At 64.8% G+C, this 15,545-nt stretch carries 17 protein-coding genes; 8 read left to right on the top strand and 9 right to left on the bottom strand.

Annotated features, from left to right (window positions below; all coding sequences use genetic code 11):
* Window positions 1–132: 132 nt before the first annotated feature.
* A complete protein-coding gene (locus tag RS897_RS35000) occupies window positions 133–1,110 on the bottom strand; it encodes a Bug family tripartite tricarboxylate transporter substrate binding protein (RefSeq protein WP_315833232.1) in 978 nt (325 codons plus the stop codon).
* 103 nt (window positions 1,111–1,213) lie between these two features.
* A complete protein-coding gene (locus RS897_RS35005; protein ID WP_315833233.1) occupies window positions 1,214–2,008 on the bottom strand; it encodes a GntR family transcriptional regulator in 795 nt (264 codons plus the stop codon).
* 50 nt (window positions 2,009–2,058) lie between these two features.
* Between RS897_RS35005 and RS897_RS35010 the strand changes: the two genes are divergently transcribed.
* From RS897_RS35010 to RS897_RS35020, 3 genes are all read left to right on the top strand, one after another.
* A complete protein-coding gene (locus RS897_RS35010; protein WP_315833234.1) occupies window positions 2,059–3,720 on the top strand; it encodes an MFS transporter in 1,662 nt (553 codons plus the stop codon).
* A gap of 120 nt (window positions 3,721–3,840) precedes the next feature.
* Window positions 3,841–4,077: a hypothetical protein gene (locus tag RS897_RS35015; protein WP_315833235.1), complete on the top strand. Its 237-nt coding sequence runs from the start codon at window positions 3,841–3,843 to the stop codon at window positions 4,075–4,077.
* Between the two features lie 137 nt (window positions 4,078–4,214).
* Window positions 4,215–4,424: a hypothetical protein gene (locus RS897_RS35020; RefSeq protein ID WP_315833236.1), complete on the top strand. Its 210-nt coding sequence runs from the start codon at window positions 4,215–4,217 to the stop codon at window positions 4,422–4,424.
* Window positions 4,425–4,470: 46 nt separating this feature from the next.
* Here RS897_RS35020 and RS897_RS35025 read toward each other — a convergent pair whose 3' ends face one another.
* Window positions 4,471–5,370: a LuxR C-terminal-related transcriptional regulator gene (locus RS897_RS35025; RefSeq protein ID WP_315833237.1), complete on the bottom strand. Its 900-nt coding sequence runs from the start codon at window positions 5,368–5,370 to the stop codon at window positions 4,471–4,473.
* Between the two features lie 229 nt (window positions 5,371–5,599).
* Between RS897_RS35025 and RS897_RS35030 the strand changes: the two genes are divergently transcribed.
* Genes RS897_RS35030 through RS897_RS35050 form a run of 5 tightly spaced genes read left to right on the top strand, consistent with a single transcriptional unit; the run spans window position 5,600 to window position 10,049 of the window.
* Window positions 5,600–6,829, top strand: a complete 1,230-nt coding sequence (locus tag RS897_RS35030; RefSeq protein WP_315833238.1) for an acyl-CoA dehydrogenase family protein — start codon at window positions 5,600–5,602, stop codon at window positions 6,827–6,829.
* Window positions 6,802–7,389, top strand: coding sequence for an NAD(P)H-dependent oxidoreductase (locus RS897_RS35035; RefSeq protein WP_315833239.1), 588 nt, complete (start codon window positions 6,802–6,804; stop codon window positions 7,387–7,389). Before RS897_RS35030 ends, RS897_RS35035 begins: the two co-directional genes overlap by 28 nt.
* A 43-nt stretch (window positions 7,390–7,432) precedes the next feature.
* Window positions 7,433–8,248 (top strand): alpha/beta fold hydrolase, encoded by an 816-nt coding sequence (locus RS897_RS35040; RefSeq protein ID WP_315833240.1) that lies wholly within the window; start codon window positions 7,433–7,435, stop codon window positions 8,246–8,248.
* Between the two features lie 31 nt (window positions 8,249–8,279).
* Window positions 8,280–8,723, top strand: coding sequence for a cupin domain-containing protein (locus tag RS897_RS35045; protein ID WP_315833241.1), 444 nt, complete (start codon window positions 8,280–8,282; stop codon window positions 8,721–8,723).
* 54 nt (window positions 8,724–8,777) lie between these two features.
* Window positions 8,778–10,049, top strand: coding sequence for an MFS transporter (locus tag RS897_RS35050; protein ID WP_315833242.1), 1,272 nt, complete (start codon window positions 8,778–8,780; stop codon window positions 10,047–10,049).
* A gap of 20 nt (window positions 10,050–10,069) precedes the next feature.
* Here RS897_RS35050 and RS897_RS35055 read toward each other — a convergent pair whose 3' ends face one another.
* The 6 genes from RS897_RS35055 to RS897_RS35080 form a co-directional block, all read right to left on the bottom strand.
* Entirely contained in the window at window positions 10,070–11,275 is a 1,206-nt protein-coding gene (locus RS897_RS35055; protein ID WP_315833243.1) for a CaiB/BaiF CoA transferase family protein, read from the bottom strand.
* A gap of 63 nt (window positions 11,276–11,338) precedes the next feature.
* Window positions 11,339–12,163, bottom strand: coding sequence for an NUDIX hydrolase (locus RS897_RS35060; protein WP_315833244.1), 825 nt, complete (start codon window positions 12,161–12,163; stop codon window positions 11,339–11,341).
* A gap of 9 nt (window positions 12,164–12,172) precedes the next feature.
* Window positions 12,173–13,048 (bottom strand): SDR family oxidoreductase, encoded by an 876-nt coding sequence (locus tag RS897_RS35065; protein ID WP_315833245.1) that lies wholly within the window; start codon window positions 13,046–13,048, stop codon window positions 12,173–12,175.
* A gap of 36 nt (window positions 13,049–13,084) precedes the next feature.
* Window positions 13,085–13,945, bottom strand: coding sequence for a MaoC/PaaZ C-terminal domain-containing protein (locus tag RS897_RS35070; protein ID WP_315833246.1), 861 nt, complete (start codon window positions 13,943–13,945; stop codon window positions 13,085–13,087).
* Between the two features lie 36 nt (window positions 13,946–13,981).
* Window positions 13,982–14,374: a Zn-ribbon domain-containing OB-fold protein gene (locus tag RS897_RS35075; RefSeq protein WP_315833247.1), complete on the bottom strand. Its 393-nt coding sequence runs from the start codon at window positions 14,372–14,374 to the stop codon at window positions 13,982–13,984.
* Window positions 14,374–15,522: a thiolase domain-containing protein gene (locus tag RS897_RS35080; RefSeq protein ID WP_315833248.1), complete on the bottom strand. Its 1,149-nt coding sequence runs from the start codon at window positions 15,520–15,522 to the stop codon at window positions 14,374–14,376. The genes RS897_RS35075 and RS897_RS35080 overlap by 1 nt, the downstream gene beginning before the upstream one ends.
* Window positions 15,523–15,545: the final 23 nt, after the last annotated feature.

Raw genomic sequence — 15,545 nt, forward strand, 5'->3', positions numbered from 1 at the left:
GGCTCGCGCCCGAAAAAAACAGCGGGGCGTCGACGATAAATTTGCCCTGCAGAGCCCTTGTCCAAGCCGGATCGAATGCCTAAGCGCTCCGCGCCACAACAGATCCGCCGCGAATCCGGACAACCTGACGGCCTATTGGTCCAGCTTCAAACCAAGCTTACCGATCACGTCGCCCCATTTGACGATTTCGGACTTCACATAACGGTTGGCCTGCTCGACGCCGCCGCCGACGGCACGGAAGCCGATCTTGCCGAGCTGCTGCTGCACCTCCTTGTCCGACACCACTGCATTGACGTCGGCATTGATCTTCTCGACGATCGCCGACGGCGTTTTGGCCGGCAGGAAGAACGCCACCCAGGTTGCGTCCTCGTCGTCGGCGAGCCCCTGCTCCCGCGCGGTCGGCACATCGGGCAATGCCGCGATGCGTTCATTGCTGGTCACAGCCAGAGCCTTGACCTGGCCGCCCTTGACCAATTCCACCGCGGCCGGCAGTGCGACACTCGCAAGCGGCGTGTGGCCCCCCACCACCGAGTTCAGCGCCGGCCCGGCGCCGGTGAACGGCGTGTGCAGGATCGGCACCTTGGCGACGATGCTGAAGATCTTCTCCGCCGACAGATGCGGCGTGGTGCCGATGCCGGCGGTGCCGTAGGTCATCGGCTGGGCCTTGGCCGCCTTGATGGCGTCGGCCAGGGTCGCGAAGGGAAGATTGGGCGCGCCGACAATCAGGTTCGGCGTGGTGGCGGCGATGACGGCGACGCGAAATTCGTCGGGCGAATAGCCGGCTTTCGACGACAGGCTGGGATTGACCGCGAACGCGCTGGTGGTGACCAGGATGGTACTGCCGTTCGGCTCGGCCTTGGCGGCCTGTACGGCCGCGATGTTGCCGCCGGCGCCGCCGCGATTTTCTATAACCACCGGCTGCCGCCAGTGTTCGCTCAGCTTCTGGCCGACAATGCGGGCAATGATATCGGCCGGGCCACCCGGTGCGAAACCGACCAGCAGCTTCACCGATTGCGACGGATAGGTTTGCGCCGACGCACCGTTCACATAAGCGCCAAGCGCCATCACCACAGCAGCGCATCCAAGCCAGCGCCGCGACACCACAAGCATTGCTTCCTCCTCTGATTTTTATGCGCGCTATTTTTGGCGCGTTTGGATTCTTGTTCTGACGCGTTTTCTTCACGCGAACCGGTACCCACTTCGCTTGAAAACGCTAGCGTTGGTCTTTGGCCTCGTCCTCGAACTGTGTCAGCGTCGCCGCGACCTGCTCGCGCAACAGCCGGATGTGCAGCCGAGCCAGCGCTTCCGCCCGATCTGGATCGCGCGCTTCGATAGCATCGATGATGTCATGATGTTCGCTGAGCGACTGCGGGCCGCGGTTGAGCCGCTCGATGAAACGAAGCCCCGCCATCTTGAGATGACCGAACGATTGCCAGGTGCGCTCCAGCAGCAGGTTGCGGCTTTCCTTGATCAGCAGCGCATGAAACGCCGCATTGGCCGTCGCGTAGTCGGCCGGTCGCGCCGCAATCGCGTCCGCGTCGAAGCCGGCAAAGACCGCGCGCAGCCGCTGCGCGACATCGGGTGCGCCATCGCGGGCGGCCTCGCGCGCCGCCAGCCCCTCCAGCATCTCGCGGATCGCGAGCCACTCCAGATAGCCTGGCAGCGAGGTCGGCATCAGCCGGGCGCCGCGCCGGGGCTGGACGGTGATGATGCCCTCCAGTTCCAGGCGCCGCATCGCCTCCCGCACCGGGGTGCGGCTGACTCCCAGCGCTTCCGCCAGTTCCTCCTCCCGCACCCGGATCGGCACGGTGAGGTCCACGGCTAGTTCAGCCAGCCGGGCTTTCAGGGCGGTGTAGACTTCGTCCCGGAGGTACGGACGCGGCGCGATGCGAGATATGCTCATGCTTCTTGTATATGTATACAAAAACATAATGTCCATCGCGAGAATGCGGGAATCGCTGGAGATTTTGTCACCACCGGTGGCTGACAGATGATATTCCGGCGGCACCGTCCTCCACGACAGACGAATCGCCCGACTGCCGGTCGAGAAAGGGTTTGGTGTTGCTCAACGGTATCGGCGCCCCGCTGCGCATCGCCCTGTTCCGCCGGATCTGGCTCGCGAGCCTCGCCACCAATCTCGGTCTGATGATCCATGGCGTCGGCGCCGCCTGGGCGATGACCCAGATGACGTCCTCAGCCGACATGGTGGCGCTGGTGCAGACCGCCTTGATGCTGCCGGTGATGCTGCTGTCGGTCACGGCCGGCGCGATCGCCGACATGTTCAACCGCCGGATTGTCGCGCTGCTGGCGCTGTCGCTGGGCCTGACCGCCGCGACCACCCTGTCGGTGCTCGCCCATTTCAGCCTGCTGACGCCCAACATCATCCTGGCCTTCACCTTCCTGATTGGTTGCGGCATGGCGCTGTTCGGGCCGTCCTGGCAGGCCTCCGTCAGCGAACAGGTGCCGCCGGACACCCTGCCCTCCGCGGTCGCGCTCAACGGCATCAGCTACAACATTGCCCGCAGCTTCGGTCCTGCGATCGGCGGCGTGATCGTGGCAACCGCGGGCTCCGCCGCCGCCTTCGTCTGCAACGCCCTGCTCTATCTGCCGCTGCTCACCGTGTTCTTTCTCTGGCGCCGTGTGGTGGAGCCGTCACGGCTGCCGCCGGAGCGCCTCAGCCGCGCCATCGTGTCCGGCGTGCGCTACATCGTGCATTCGCCCTCGCTGCGCGTGGTGTTGTGGCGGACGCTCGCGACCGGCATCGGCGGCACCTCGATCCTGGCGCTGATGGCGCTGATCGCGCGCGACATGCTCGGCGGCGGCGCGCAGACCTTCGGCATCATGCTCGGCGCGTTCGGCATGGGCGCGGTGGTCGGCGCACTCAATGTCGAGACCATGCGCCGGCAGTTCAGCAGCGAGGTCGCGATCCGGATCTGCCTGCTGACCATGGGGATCGGCATCGGCGTCGTTGCGCTGAGCCGCACCCCGGCGCTGACGGCCGCGGCCCTGGTGGTGGCCGGCGCCGGCTGGATGCTGGCGATCACCATGTTCAACCTCAGCATCCAGCTGTCGGCGCCGCGCTGGGTCGCCGGCCGTGCGCTCGCCATCTTCCAGGCCGCGATCTCAGGCGGTGTCGCCATCGGAAGCTGGGGCTGGGGCCACGTCGCCGACGCGATCGGCACCGACCATGCGCTGATGATCTCGGCCGCGGTGGTGCTGCTCTCGCCGCTGCTCGGGCTGTGGCTGCGCATGCCGGCCGCCGGCGGCCGCGACGACCAGGCGGTGGATCCGCTCGCCGATCCCGAAGTGGCGTTGTCGATCAAGGCACGTAGCGGCCCGATCGTGATCGAGATCGAGTACCGGGTGGATCAGGAGCGGGCGCGCGAGTTTTTTGGCGTGATGCAGCAGGTGCAGTTCACCCGCCAGCGCAATGGCGCCTATGGCTGGTCGATCGCACGCGATCTGGCCGACCCCGAATTGTGGACCGAGCGTTATCATTGCCCAACCTGGACGGATTTTCTGCGGCAGCGCAATCGCTCGACCCAATCCGAGCGTGCGCTGCACCAGAAAGCCGCCGATTTCCATCTCGGCCCCGATCCGGTGCGCGTCCGCCGCATGCTGGAGCGGCCGTTCGGATCGGTGCGCTGGAAGGACGAGACGCCCGATCGTGCCACGACCGAGCTGCTGCCGGTGCAGACCAACGTCACCAGCGGGACCTGACCGCACAGACCGTCATGGCAGACCCCCTTGTGGAAGCTGCGGCGACTTTGGCAATTGACGCCGCCGTGCAGCGCCGCGCAAGCTGGACCCAACCTGCACGTTGAAAGCCGGGACGGCGTTATGGACAAGCCCAAGAAGACGACCGCGGAGCTGGTCGCGATTGCGTTGGCAGAACTGGGGGATCACGGCATCCACCCCAACGGCATCAGGATCTCGGTCATCCCCGCCGGCGACGCCTGGGAGTTCCGGACATCGGCCGATGCCGAAGCGGAAGCGGCACCCGGCTACGCCGATCGCGTCGCCAAGCTTGTGCAGATCGGCGACCACCTCAGCAGCCAGTTCGATTGGGCTGGCTGAGAACGCCTGGCGACTTTCCGCACCGATGTCACGAGGCTGTGAACGCGCGACAGGCCGGACTCGCGCCTGGATTGCTTCCGGATATTCGCAAAATCGTCAGATTTGGCGCCGATTATGACCGTGCCGGAACAAGGATAATGGCCAAGGAAGCGAAAACCGACACCGAACTCGAAGCCATGATCGGCGAGCGCATCGCCGTCGGCGGTGTCTTTGTGTCGGTCCGCAAGGATGCGCTGCTCGGCTGGCGCGCCACGGTCATCACCGCACCGAAGAGCGCGACCTACGCCCAGCAGCTGGCCGACCAGGTTGCAGCGGAGCTGCGCAAGAAGTTCACGTTGAAGGACTGAGGGCGGCGTGACCGCGGTGTGCACAATGGACGAGACGCGGATATTTCTATTGCCATTGCCGCGACATTCCGCTCATCATGCACGCAACCAACTCGGTTCGGTTGTGGGCACCGAAGCGCTTGCATAAATTGGCAACGTGCTCCTTCACCGTCTGATCTGAAATGCCCATCCCCCGCGCAATCTGCTTGTTGGTCTGGCCGCGGCAGACCAGAACGGCCACCTGGGCAGAGCGCGGCGGAAGTTTTCCTTGAAACGCAGCGAGAGCCGGCTGCGCCGGAAGATGACGTGCCGCGGATTCGGCCTGCCGGCCAAAGTCCAGATGGCCGGTGTTGATCATGTTGGTCAGTGCCAGTGAGCCGGCGCGGCAGAGCATCTCCATCCGCTGCCGCAGCAGAGGCGTGTATCGCGCACTGCTGCGGGTTGCCGTGAACAGCACGCCAACGATCCTGTCGTCGTACCAGAGCGGGCCGCCCATATTGCAGCTGAACCCCCAGTGCCGCAGCATTTCGAAGGACATGCTGCGCGGCCAATGCTGTTCTCCCAACAGGGATGCGCCGTCGACGGTCCGTCCGGCAGTCAGGATGCAGTCGAGCACCGGATCGGACTTCCAGAATCCGGCCTTGTAGTTGTCGAGGAAATCGTCCGCAACATGCCGGCTATAGACGAGTTCGGGTTCAACGGTCTCGAGCAGATAGAGCCCGACCGTCGATGACCCCGTCAATTCGCCGATCGCCGAACAACAGGCGTCACCGAGCATCGGCACGGAGCGGCTCTCCGCGACCGACATGATGCGATCGGCGAGGTGGGATTCCGAAAGGTCGTAAGCCAGTGACACGTTCCGCTCTTGCCACTCTTGTCCGGGTACGCAGGCTCTCGCGGAGCCCGATCCCCCGTCAAGTGAAAAAAACTGGCACGGACTGACGCAAGAACCGCCGCTGCGGCTCATTCCCTGCGCAGCACCTTCGCCGTCCAGCGCCGAGGAACGACAACCAGCCCCCCATCATGGGGGATTGCCGGTCCCCAGCCGCATTCATAGCGTCCAAATTCGAGACACTGCGATGCCGCGAACGCATCCAGCCCACCAAGATCCCTCCCCGTGTTGCAAGCCGTGCGTTTCCCCGCCGGGAGCGCACGCCCGGAAACACGTGTCCACTTTCGATTGGAGAAACTCGATCATGAATTCGCCCCTGAAGCACGCCGTGCGCGCCGCCGCCACGCCAGCCGCGGACTTTCACGCCCGCGTCGACAAGCTGCTGCCGCAGATCGAGGCCAAGGCGAACGAGGCCGAGGCGCTCGGCCACCTGACCGACGACGTGGTCGCGGCGATGCGCGCTGCCGGGCTCTACACCATGCTGTTTCCAAAAGACGTCGGCGGGCCCGAACTATCGCCGTTCGAGGCGATGACGGTGATCGAGCGCCTGTCCTATGCCCACGCTTCCGTCGGCTGGTGCGTCCTCGGCAACAACATGGAGGGGACAACGATGGCGATCTACATCGCCGACGAAGGCATCCGCAAGGTGTTCGCGGGCGGACCCGACATCACCATTGCCGGCAACGGCGTGCCGAGGGGATTCGCTCGCCCGGTCGAAGGCGGCTTCATGATCCGCGGCAACTGGGCCTACGGCAGCGGCATCCAACATGCCGAATGGGTGCATTCGGGGTGTTTCGTCACTGATCCGGAGGGCAAGGACATGGTGATCCAGCCCAACGGCCAGCCCAAGATCGTGGTCACCCATCACCCGCGCGCGACCATCAAGCTGCTCGGCAACTGGGACGTGCTGGGACTGCGCGCGACCGGCAGCTTCGACTACACCCTGAGCGTAGGTGATGAGCTGTTTGTCCCCACCCACATGACCTACGACTTCGACATCGGCGCGCCGCGCCGCGGCGGCCCTCAGGGCGCGCTTGGCCTCGCCGGCTACAGCGCCTGGGCGCATGCGAGCTGGGCGATCGGCGTCGGTCGCAGGATGCTCGACGAACTGGTGAAGGTGATCGTGCCGCGTCGCGATCCGTTCGGCCCGTCATGCGAAAGTGCAAGTTTCAAGTTCCAGTTCGCCCAGGCCGAAGCGCGTTACCGCGCGGCGCGCGCTCTGGTCTACGAAACCTGGCGCGATGTCTCCGACAGTTGCGGCCGCGGTGAGACTCCCTCGCTCGACCAGATGACCATGATCAAGCTGTCGCTGCGACATATCCACGATGTGATCTCGGACGTCGGCACCTTCGCCCATCGCGCGGCACGCGGCGCCTCACTGCACAACACGCCGATGCAGCGCTTCTATCGGGACATCCATGCCGGCACCCAGCACATCCTGATGGCGGATCAGATCGTCGAGGAATGCGGCCGCGCACTACTTGGACTGCCGGGCCCGAACGCACAATGGACGGTGTTCGGGGTCACCGGCTGAGCGCGAGGTCAATCGTGTCACCCCAACGCATCATCGGCTTCTGCGGTACCAGTTGGCGACCCGCCAAAGCGCGGGCGCTAGTCGAGGCCGTCGCCGCCGACCTGCAGCAACGATACGATATCGCCGTGGACGTGCTCGATCTGCTCGACGCAGGGCCAGGCCTCTGCGCCTTCACCCGCGACGGCTTAAGCGACACGGCGCGCGCGGTGATCGAAGCAATCGAAAGCGCCGATGGGCTGGTGATTGGTTGTCCGGTGTTCCAGGGCTCCTACCCCGGCCTGTTCAAGCATGCCTTCGATCTGATCGGTGCCGGCGCGTTGAAAAACCGTCCGGTATTGCTGACGGCCTCGGGCGGCGGCCTGCGCCATTCGCTAGTGGTCGAGCATCAGCTACGGCCGCTGTTCGGCTTCTTCGAGGCCTGCACGATATCGACCGCGATCTATGCCGGCGCGGCCGAGTTCAGCGCCGGCCACCCGAACGCGCCGATGACGATGGCACGCATCACCGACGCCGCCGACCAGTTTGCCGCACACCTGACACAGCGCCGTGAGGACGCATGACAGGCCTCTCGGAGGTCCTTTCAATGAAACGGAGAGTTCGACCATGACGTCGCGCATGACCGCGGTAGCCGCCAACCCCACAACCGACATGACCGGGTTCGAGCGCGCTGAATACACCATCAACGGTATCAACACCGTGGTTCACAGCATCGGGCGCGGACCGGAACTGGTGTTCCTGCACGGCACCGGCACCTTCACCGGCTTCGAGGTGGCGCGAACCTGGGCCACGCAGCGCAAGGTTATCATTCCCTATCATCCGGGATTCGGTGAGTCCGGCGACGCCGAGGCATTCGACACCATTGACGACCATGTCCTGCATTACATGGAGCTGTTCGATCGTCTTGGCCTCGACGGTTTCGATCTCTGCGGTTTCTCGCTTGGCGGCTGGTTGGCCGCAGAATTCGCGATCCGCCAACCACAGCGGCTGCGCCGGCTGGTGCTGGCCGCACCCGCCGGTCTGGTTGTCAACGACGCACCGGCGCCGGGCCTGTTCGATATCGCGCCGCAGGACCTGCCGTCTTATCTCGCGCATGACCCCGCCGCGGCCCTGCGCTATTTCCCGAGGGCGCCAGACCCCGCCTTCGATGCGGCGCTTGGGCGGGAGGTCGGCGGCTTCGCAAAACTCATCCGCGACAATCCGCAAGGCAACCCGAAACTCGCGCAATGGGTTCACCGCATCCGCGTTCCAACCCTGGTGCTGTGGGGCGCCGAGGATCGCCTGCGTCCCACCGCCCAGGCCAAGGCCTGGATGGCGCGCCTTCCCGATGGACACCTCAAACTGGTCCCGGCAACGGGCCACCTGGTGTTCGAGGAGACACCATCGGCCGGCGACCTCGTCACCGCGTTTCTCGCCGGCTGACCCGGCGTTCATCCCCAGAAGGAGACAATCCATGATCGACATGCCTGCCGGCATCACCAGCGCCGAGGAAGCCCTCGGCGGCACCGCCTGGAGCATCCTGGGTCAGACCTACACACTGAAGCAGGAGTCAACAAACTCGATAGCTTGGCACGCCGTCTTCCCGCCCGGCACGTTTGTCCCGCCGCATGTCCATCCCACCCAGGACGAATTCATCTACGTGCTGAGCGGCCGCTACGACCTGTGGCTCGACGGCAAGGAAAGCATCGCCACGGCCGGCGATCTCGTACGTATGCCCAAGGGCATCCCCCACGGCATCTTCAACAAGTCGGGAGACACCGCCACCAGCCTGTTCTGGGTCGCACCGACGCGCTCGCTAAAAACACTGTTCGAACGCATCCACAATGTGCCTGACCCAGCCGAGGTCGTTCGGATCGCAGCCGAACACGAGGTCAATTTCCTGCCGCCTCCGGCCTGACGCCGCCGCCTTCACTCCCCCTGCCGGGATCCGCCCAACCACAGAGGATCGACCATGAACTGGAACACGATTTCCGAGTCCGATCGGATCCGGATCGGACAATGGCAGAAATGGATGCTGGCGCTCGCCATCCTGTGCGAGATTTTCCTGGCGGCCGACTGGTACGCCTTCGCGGCCGTCATTCCCTTCGTGTCGGAGACGCTCGGATTGAATCCGGCGCAAGCCGGCCTCGCCCAAGGCATCTTCGCACTCACCTACGGCGTCGGGATGGTGGCGTGGTCGCCGGTCAGCCGCAACATGTCCGCCCGTACCATGCTGTTGATCGGCCTCGCCGGCACCGGCATCGGCATGGTGCTGCAGGTGTTTGTGCAGAATTATACACAGCTCATCATCCTCCGCCTGCTGATCGGCTTTTTCGACGCCGGCATCTTCATCGGCAACATGAAGCTGATCTTCGGCTGGTTTCCGCAGCAGCGACGCGGGGCGGTGGTCGGCATGATCCTCGCCGCCTACAGTCTCGCGATCACGCTGGACTTCGCGCTCGGCATTCCATTGACGCTCGCCACCGGCTGGCGCGTCTTCTTTGCCGTGCTGGCGGCCGGCACTCTGCTGGTCGCTCTGATCGATGGGCTCATGGTCCGCAATGGCCCAGCCGAGATCGGCATCGCCGGATTCAAGTGGGAGAACGAGCCGGCAACGATCGCCAGCATGCCGCTGACCGAGATCTTTCGATCGAAATGGATCGTGGTCGGCGGCCTCGGCATCGCTGCCTGCACCTTCGCCATCGCCGGGACGGCAACATGGGTGGTCCCCGCCTTCATCGCCGTTCAGCACATGCCGGTCGAGGCCGGCGCAATCATCGGCACGCTGATGGGCCTGTCCCAGGTGGTGTTCCTGATCATCGGCGGCTACATGGCCGACAGCCTGGGAAAGCCCTTCATGATCAAGCTGAGTGCCTTGCTGGCGCTGTTGACCGCGGTCATGTTCCTGTCCAGCACGATCTATCCAGTGAGCTTTGCAACACTCGTCGTATTTGCCGCGCTGAGCGGCCTCGCGGTGCTCGGCGGCGGCGCGATCTTCTCGTTCCTGAGCGAGAAATATCCGGACGCACTGGCGCCGGCGGCGGTGGGCTATGCCGAGGTATTCGGCATTCTGTCGAGCTTCGCATCACCGTGGCTGATGGGCGCGATCATCGAGGGCTCCGGCGGCGCTTTCAAGCAGGCGTTCGCCGCATTCGCGATCATCGAGGCGGCGTTTCTCGTGCTGCTCATACTGCTCGCACGCGAGACGGCGCAGCAACGCTCGCTCGTCGAGCCGGCGGAGTAACGCGCGGCTTCGGCCTCGCCTTACGCAACTGCCTTGTTCTGTCTCAGCCGCGCAATGTCGTCAGCGCCATAGCCCGCCTCGCGCAGGATCTCGTCGCTGTGCTGGCCGATCGCTGGCGCCGCGCGCGGCTCGGCTTTCTCGACGCCCTCGAGAGTGAACGGGCTGCTGACGGTAAGCATAGCGCTATCGGCATAAGACACCAGCGCACCTGCCTCACGCATCTGCAGGTCATCGGGGATGTCGTCCAGCGTGCCGGTGACGCCGAAGGTGATGCCGACGTCGTCGAGCCGCTTGCGCCAGTCGGCGAGATCGCGGGTGGCGAAGATCTGGTCGAACAGGGCAATCAGCGCCGGCGAATTGCTCCGCCGCGACTCGAGCGTCGCAAACCGCGGATCGTCCAGAATATCGCGGCGGCCCATCGCCTCCAGCAACGGCTCGAACTGCCGTGCTTCGTTGAGCATGGAAATGGTCAGCCAGCGGCCGTCGCGGGAGCGATACATGTTGGTGCAGGCATTCGGCAACTGCTCGCGCGGCGGCCGCGGGATCATCCGCGCGCCGCACAGCTGCGCCTGCACCAGCACGCCATTAGCCCACAGACCATTGGCGATCAGCGATGAACTGACCAGGCCGCCCTTGCCAGTGCGATCGCGCCGATAGAGCGCGGTGACGATCGCGCTGTAGAGCGCCATGGCGCTGGGATGATCGCCCATGCCGGCGACGGAGCGCGCGGGTGCGGCGTCCGCATGCGGCTTGACATTGTCCATCAGTCCGCTGCGCGCCCAGTAGGCGGTGGAATCGAAACCGGTCTTTTCGGCTTCCGCACCGGTCTCGCCATAGGCGGTGAACGAGGCATAGATCAGCCTGGGATTGCGCGGCCCCAGATCCTCATAACGGATGTTGAGGCGCCGGCGCACCGGCAGCGGCATGTTGGTGACGAACACGTCGGCCTGGTCGACCAGCCGATGCAGCACCGCAAGCCCCTCCGGCGACTTCAGGTCGAGTGCGATGCTGCGCTTGTTTCGTGACTCCAGGATCCAGGCATAATTGTGCTCGCTGACCGGATAGCCCGGCGCCTGGCACAGATTGCGGTAGGCATCGCCCTCGCCCGGCGGCTCGATCTTGATGACATCGGCGCCGAAGTCCGACAGCACCGTGCACGCCGCAGGCGCCGCAATGAAGCTCGCGCAATCGATCACTTTCAGACCCGCGAACAAATCCTTGTCCATGCCGTTTCCTTCGGTCTCCGACCGGTTCACCCGATCCTGCTTGTCGTGATTGCGGAAGCTTGCTCAGAAATCGATGTCGAACAAGACACCGTCATAACCGGCATCCGCGGGAATGCGCAGTTGACGCTGGCCTTTGTCACCCTTGACGATGTCGGGCATCACCGTCACCACCGGCTCTGTGCGAGCCAGCGCGATCGCTTCCGCCGCCGTCCGGCTGCGCGCCAGCTTGATCAGATTGCGGGTGGTCGGGAACAGGATCTTGAAGCGGCCCGACTTGGCCTCGTCCAGCGCCTGCTGCGGGGCAATCCAGATCGAATCCACCGTCTCCTTGCCGTCGTGCACGCCGACCTGATCGGCCGGCGCGACGGCGAGGAAGAAATGGGTGTCGAAGCGCTTGGGCATCCGCACCGGTGTAATCCAGTGCGCGAACGGCACCAGCAGATCGAGCGCCAGCACGAGATCCTCGGCGGCGACGAGATCGGCGAACGAGATCTTGCCGGCATCGAGATCCGCGCGGCGCGCCTCATCGATGGCCTTCAGCCGCTCGGCGCCGACCAGCGCGGTCGATCCGCGCGGGCGCGCCAACAGGATGCCGCATTCTTCGAAGGTTTCGCGCACGCCGCCGATCCGCAGCGCCAGCACATCCGGATCGATGCCCTCGCCGCCGGCGAACAGCTCGGGACGGCCCGCGATGGCGCGGTCGCCGGGCTCGACACTGCCGCCGGGAAACACCAGCGCACCGGAGGCGAAATCGATCTCGTGGTGACGCACCACCATGAAGATCTCCATGCCATCAGCACTCTCGCGCAGCAACAGCATGGTGGAGGCCAGCCGCGCCGCCACCTCGGGCTGCGCGGACGGTTTGTCGGGGGCCGGTGTCTCTGTCATCGTTACCTTTCAAAACCGGCGCGCGGCCATTTTATTGTCGTCGGAAAAGAAGATCTCGCCGGCATGCTCGGCGATGTCCTGCGCCTGCCAGGCACTGGTCGACGGTTTCCATCCCTGCATTTCCAGCATCTTCATCTCGCGCACGCCGCGCGGGCCGGAGACGCCAAGGATCTTGCCGGTCTGGTCGCCGGAGAGCGAGGAGACCATATAAAGCACCGCCGGTGCGATCTGGTCGGGACCGAACGCTGCGCCCGGATTTTCGATATAGCGCGGCAGGTCCGCCGTCATGCGCGTCAGCGCACCCGGCGCCAGGGTCCAGATCCGGATGTTGTACTTGCGGCCTTCGATGGCCAGCACATTGCTCAGGCCGAAGATGCCGCCCTTGGCCGCGCCATAGTTGCTCTGGCCGAAATTGCCGATCAGGCCGGAGGTCGACGAGGTGTTGACGATGACGCCGCCGCCATTGTCCTTCATCCAGCGGAACACGGGGAGCGTGGCGCAGAACGTTCCCTTCAGATGCACCGCGATCACCTTGTCCCAGGTCTCCTCGGGCATTTTGGCGAAGGTCACGTCGCGCAGGATGCCGGCATTGTTTACCAGGATATCGGCGCGGCCGAAATGCCTGATGGCATCGTCGAACACCGACTGGCCTCCGGCCATGGTGGCGATGTCGGCGCCGTTGACCACGGCGCGGCCACCTCCGGCCACAATGGCGTCGACCACGGCCTGCGCCATCGAGAGGTCACGTCCGCTGCCGTCGCGCGGACCGCCGAGATCGTTGACCACGACGGCGGCGCCTTCGCGGGCGAACAGTTTGGCGTAGGCTTCACCCAAGCCGCCGCCGGCGCCGGTGATGATCGCGACCTTGCCGTCCAGCAGACCCATGACGCTCTCCCGCAGCTGTCTTGTTATGATTGGCCGTCAAGCCAGAACGGTTTTTCCGTTCTTGATCACGGTAACGTTGCGTGCCTTGACCTGGGCTTCGAACGACACGACATCGCCGTCCTTCCACAGATCGACCGTCACCGTCTCCCCGGGAAACACCGGTGCGGAAAATCGCACCGCGTGCTGGCGGAACGCGCCGGCGTCGTAGTCGGCATAGGTCTGCAGCACCGCGCGGCAGGTCAGGCCATAGGTGCACATGCCGTGCAGGATCGGCCGCGGAAATCCGGCCTTCTGGGCGAACTCCGGATCACTGTGCAGCGGATTGCGATCGCCGCAGAGGCGGTAGATCAGCGCCTGATCCGGGCGGGTGGTGATATCGACGGAACGGTCCGGTGCCCGCTTGGGCACCGCATGCGGCGCCGGCTGTCCCTCCGACGGACCACCGAAGCCACCATCGCCGCGTGCGAAGGCCGAGCTGATCAATGTCGCAAGCTTATCGCCGCCTTCATCCCTGAGCACCGTTTCGCGGGTGACCACGGCGCCCTTGTCCTTGCCCTTATCGTAGACGGCAAGAATGCGGGAATCCGCGGTGATCTTCGCAGCCACCGGCAACGGCTTGTGGAAGGTGATGTCGCGTTCGCCATCCACCACCAGCAGGCGGTTGATGCCGAGGTCACCCGGGCTCGCACCCCAGGCGGCCACGGAGGCGAAGGTCGGGACCACCTTGAGCGGACGCGGCGTGAAAGTTGCCTCGTTGACGAACGCCAGCTCCCGCTCATCCATCGGATCAGCGCTCAGACCGATGCCGTAGGCGTAGAGCATGACCTCGCGGTCGGTCCATGAATAAGGGTCGCCCTCCCGCTTCAGGTTCATGATCTCGGGATATTTGATCGGCATTGGCGTTTCCTCGTTGGCGGCTTGGCCGCTCTGTTATCAGGCGACGGGGGTGAAGAACGGCAGCGGCGCTCCCTCGGTCGGCTTGAACACCACCTTGACGCGCTGGCCGATCTTCAGCGTCATGGGATCGCAGTCGACGAAGTTGGTCAGCAGCGACGGCCCCTCCTTCAAAGTGACATAGCCGATCGCATAAGGACCGGTGGGCGACTTGCGCATCACGCTGAAGGTGTAGATTTCGCCCTCGCCCGCGCTCTCTTCCCAGACCGTCTGGTCGGAGAAGCAGAACGGGCAGATCGCGCGCGGAAAGTAATGCGGCTCGTTGCAGGCGGTACAGCGCTTGATCAGGAACTTGCCCTTGACGGCCGCATCCCAGAACGGCTGGGTCTCGGGATTGCCTTGGGGCTTGGGATAGGTTTTCGTCTCGCTCATCACACGCGCTCCAGAATGGCTGTCGAGGCGGCATGGCGCACGCCGAGCAGGCCGCCGGTGCCGTGGGCAACGGCGAGATCGCAGTTCGGCACCTGCACTTTGGGATGCGCCTCTCCGCGCAACTGGCGCACCGCCTCGAGGATCTTGGTCAAGCCGCCGCGATTGACCGGATGGTTGCTGCAGAGACCACCACCGTCGGTGTTGAACGGCAGCTTGCCGACGCCCGAAATCAGGTTGCCGTCGGCGACGAACTTGCCGCCCTCGCCCTTCCTACAGAAGCCGAGGTCCTCGAGTTGCATCAGCACGGTGATGGTGAAGCTGTCGTAGATCGAGGCGTACTTGATGTCCTTGGGCGCGACGCCGGCCTCCTCGAACGCGCGCGGGCCAGACCACACACCGGCGGAATGGGTCAGATCGAGATCCTTGCCGCCGCGCGGGCCCTTCATCGCTTCGCCATGGCCGATCAGCCGCACAAGCGGCTTCTTCAGACTCTTGGCGATCTCGGGAGTGGTCACGATGAAAGCGCCGCCACCGTCGGAGACCACGCAGCAGTCCATGCGGTGCAGCGGATCGGAGATCATCGGCGAATTGAGCACATCCTCGACGGTGACGACCTCTTTCAGCATCGCATGCGGATTGTATTGCGCGTGATGCGACGCCGCGACCTTGATCCAGGCCAGTTGCTCACTGGTGGTGCCATAATCGTGCATGTGCCGCAGCGCGCACATGCCGTAAGCATTGTGGGTGGTCGCGCCATAGGCGGCCTCGAAATCGGCTTCCGCGCCGGCGGCGCGCGGCGCCATTGCGCTGGTGCGCGGCTTGCCGGCCAGCGTCACCAGCGCGATCGAGCACTTGCCCGCCGCGATGGCTTCGGCCGCATGCCCGAGATGGATGATGTAGGAGCTGCCCCCGGTCTCGGTCGAATCGATGTGGCGCACTCGCAAGCCGAGATAATCAACCATCGGCCAGGCACCGCCCGGCGCGTCGCCCGCGCAAAAATAGCCGTCAACGTCGGCGCTGGTCAGCCCGGCATCCTCCAGCGCGCCCTTCGCCACTTCGGCGTGCAGCTGCGCGGTCGACTTGTCAGGTGCGTGCCGGGTCGGATGTTCGTAAATTCCGGCGATATACGCCTTGCCCTTGATGCTCAAACCAAGCTCCGCTGGTGTTGTCT

It is taken from the genome of Bradyrhizobium prioriisuperbiae, from assembly GCF_032397745.1.
Lineage (GTDB): Bacteria > Pseudomonadota > Alphaproteobacteria > Rhizobiales > Xanthobacteraceae > Bradyrhizobium_A > Bradyrhizobium_A prioriisuperbiae.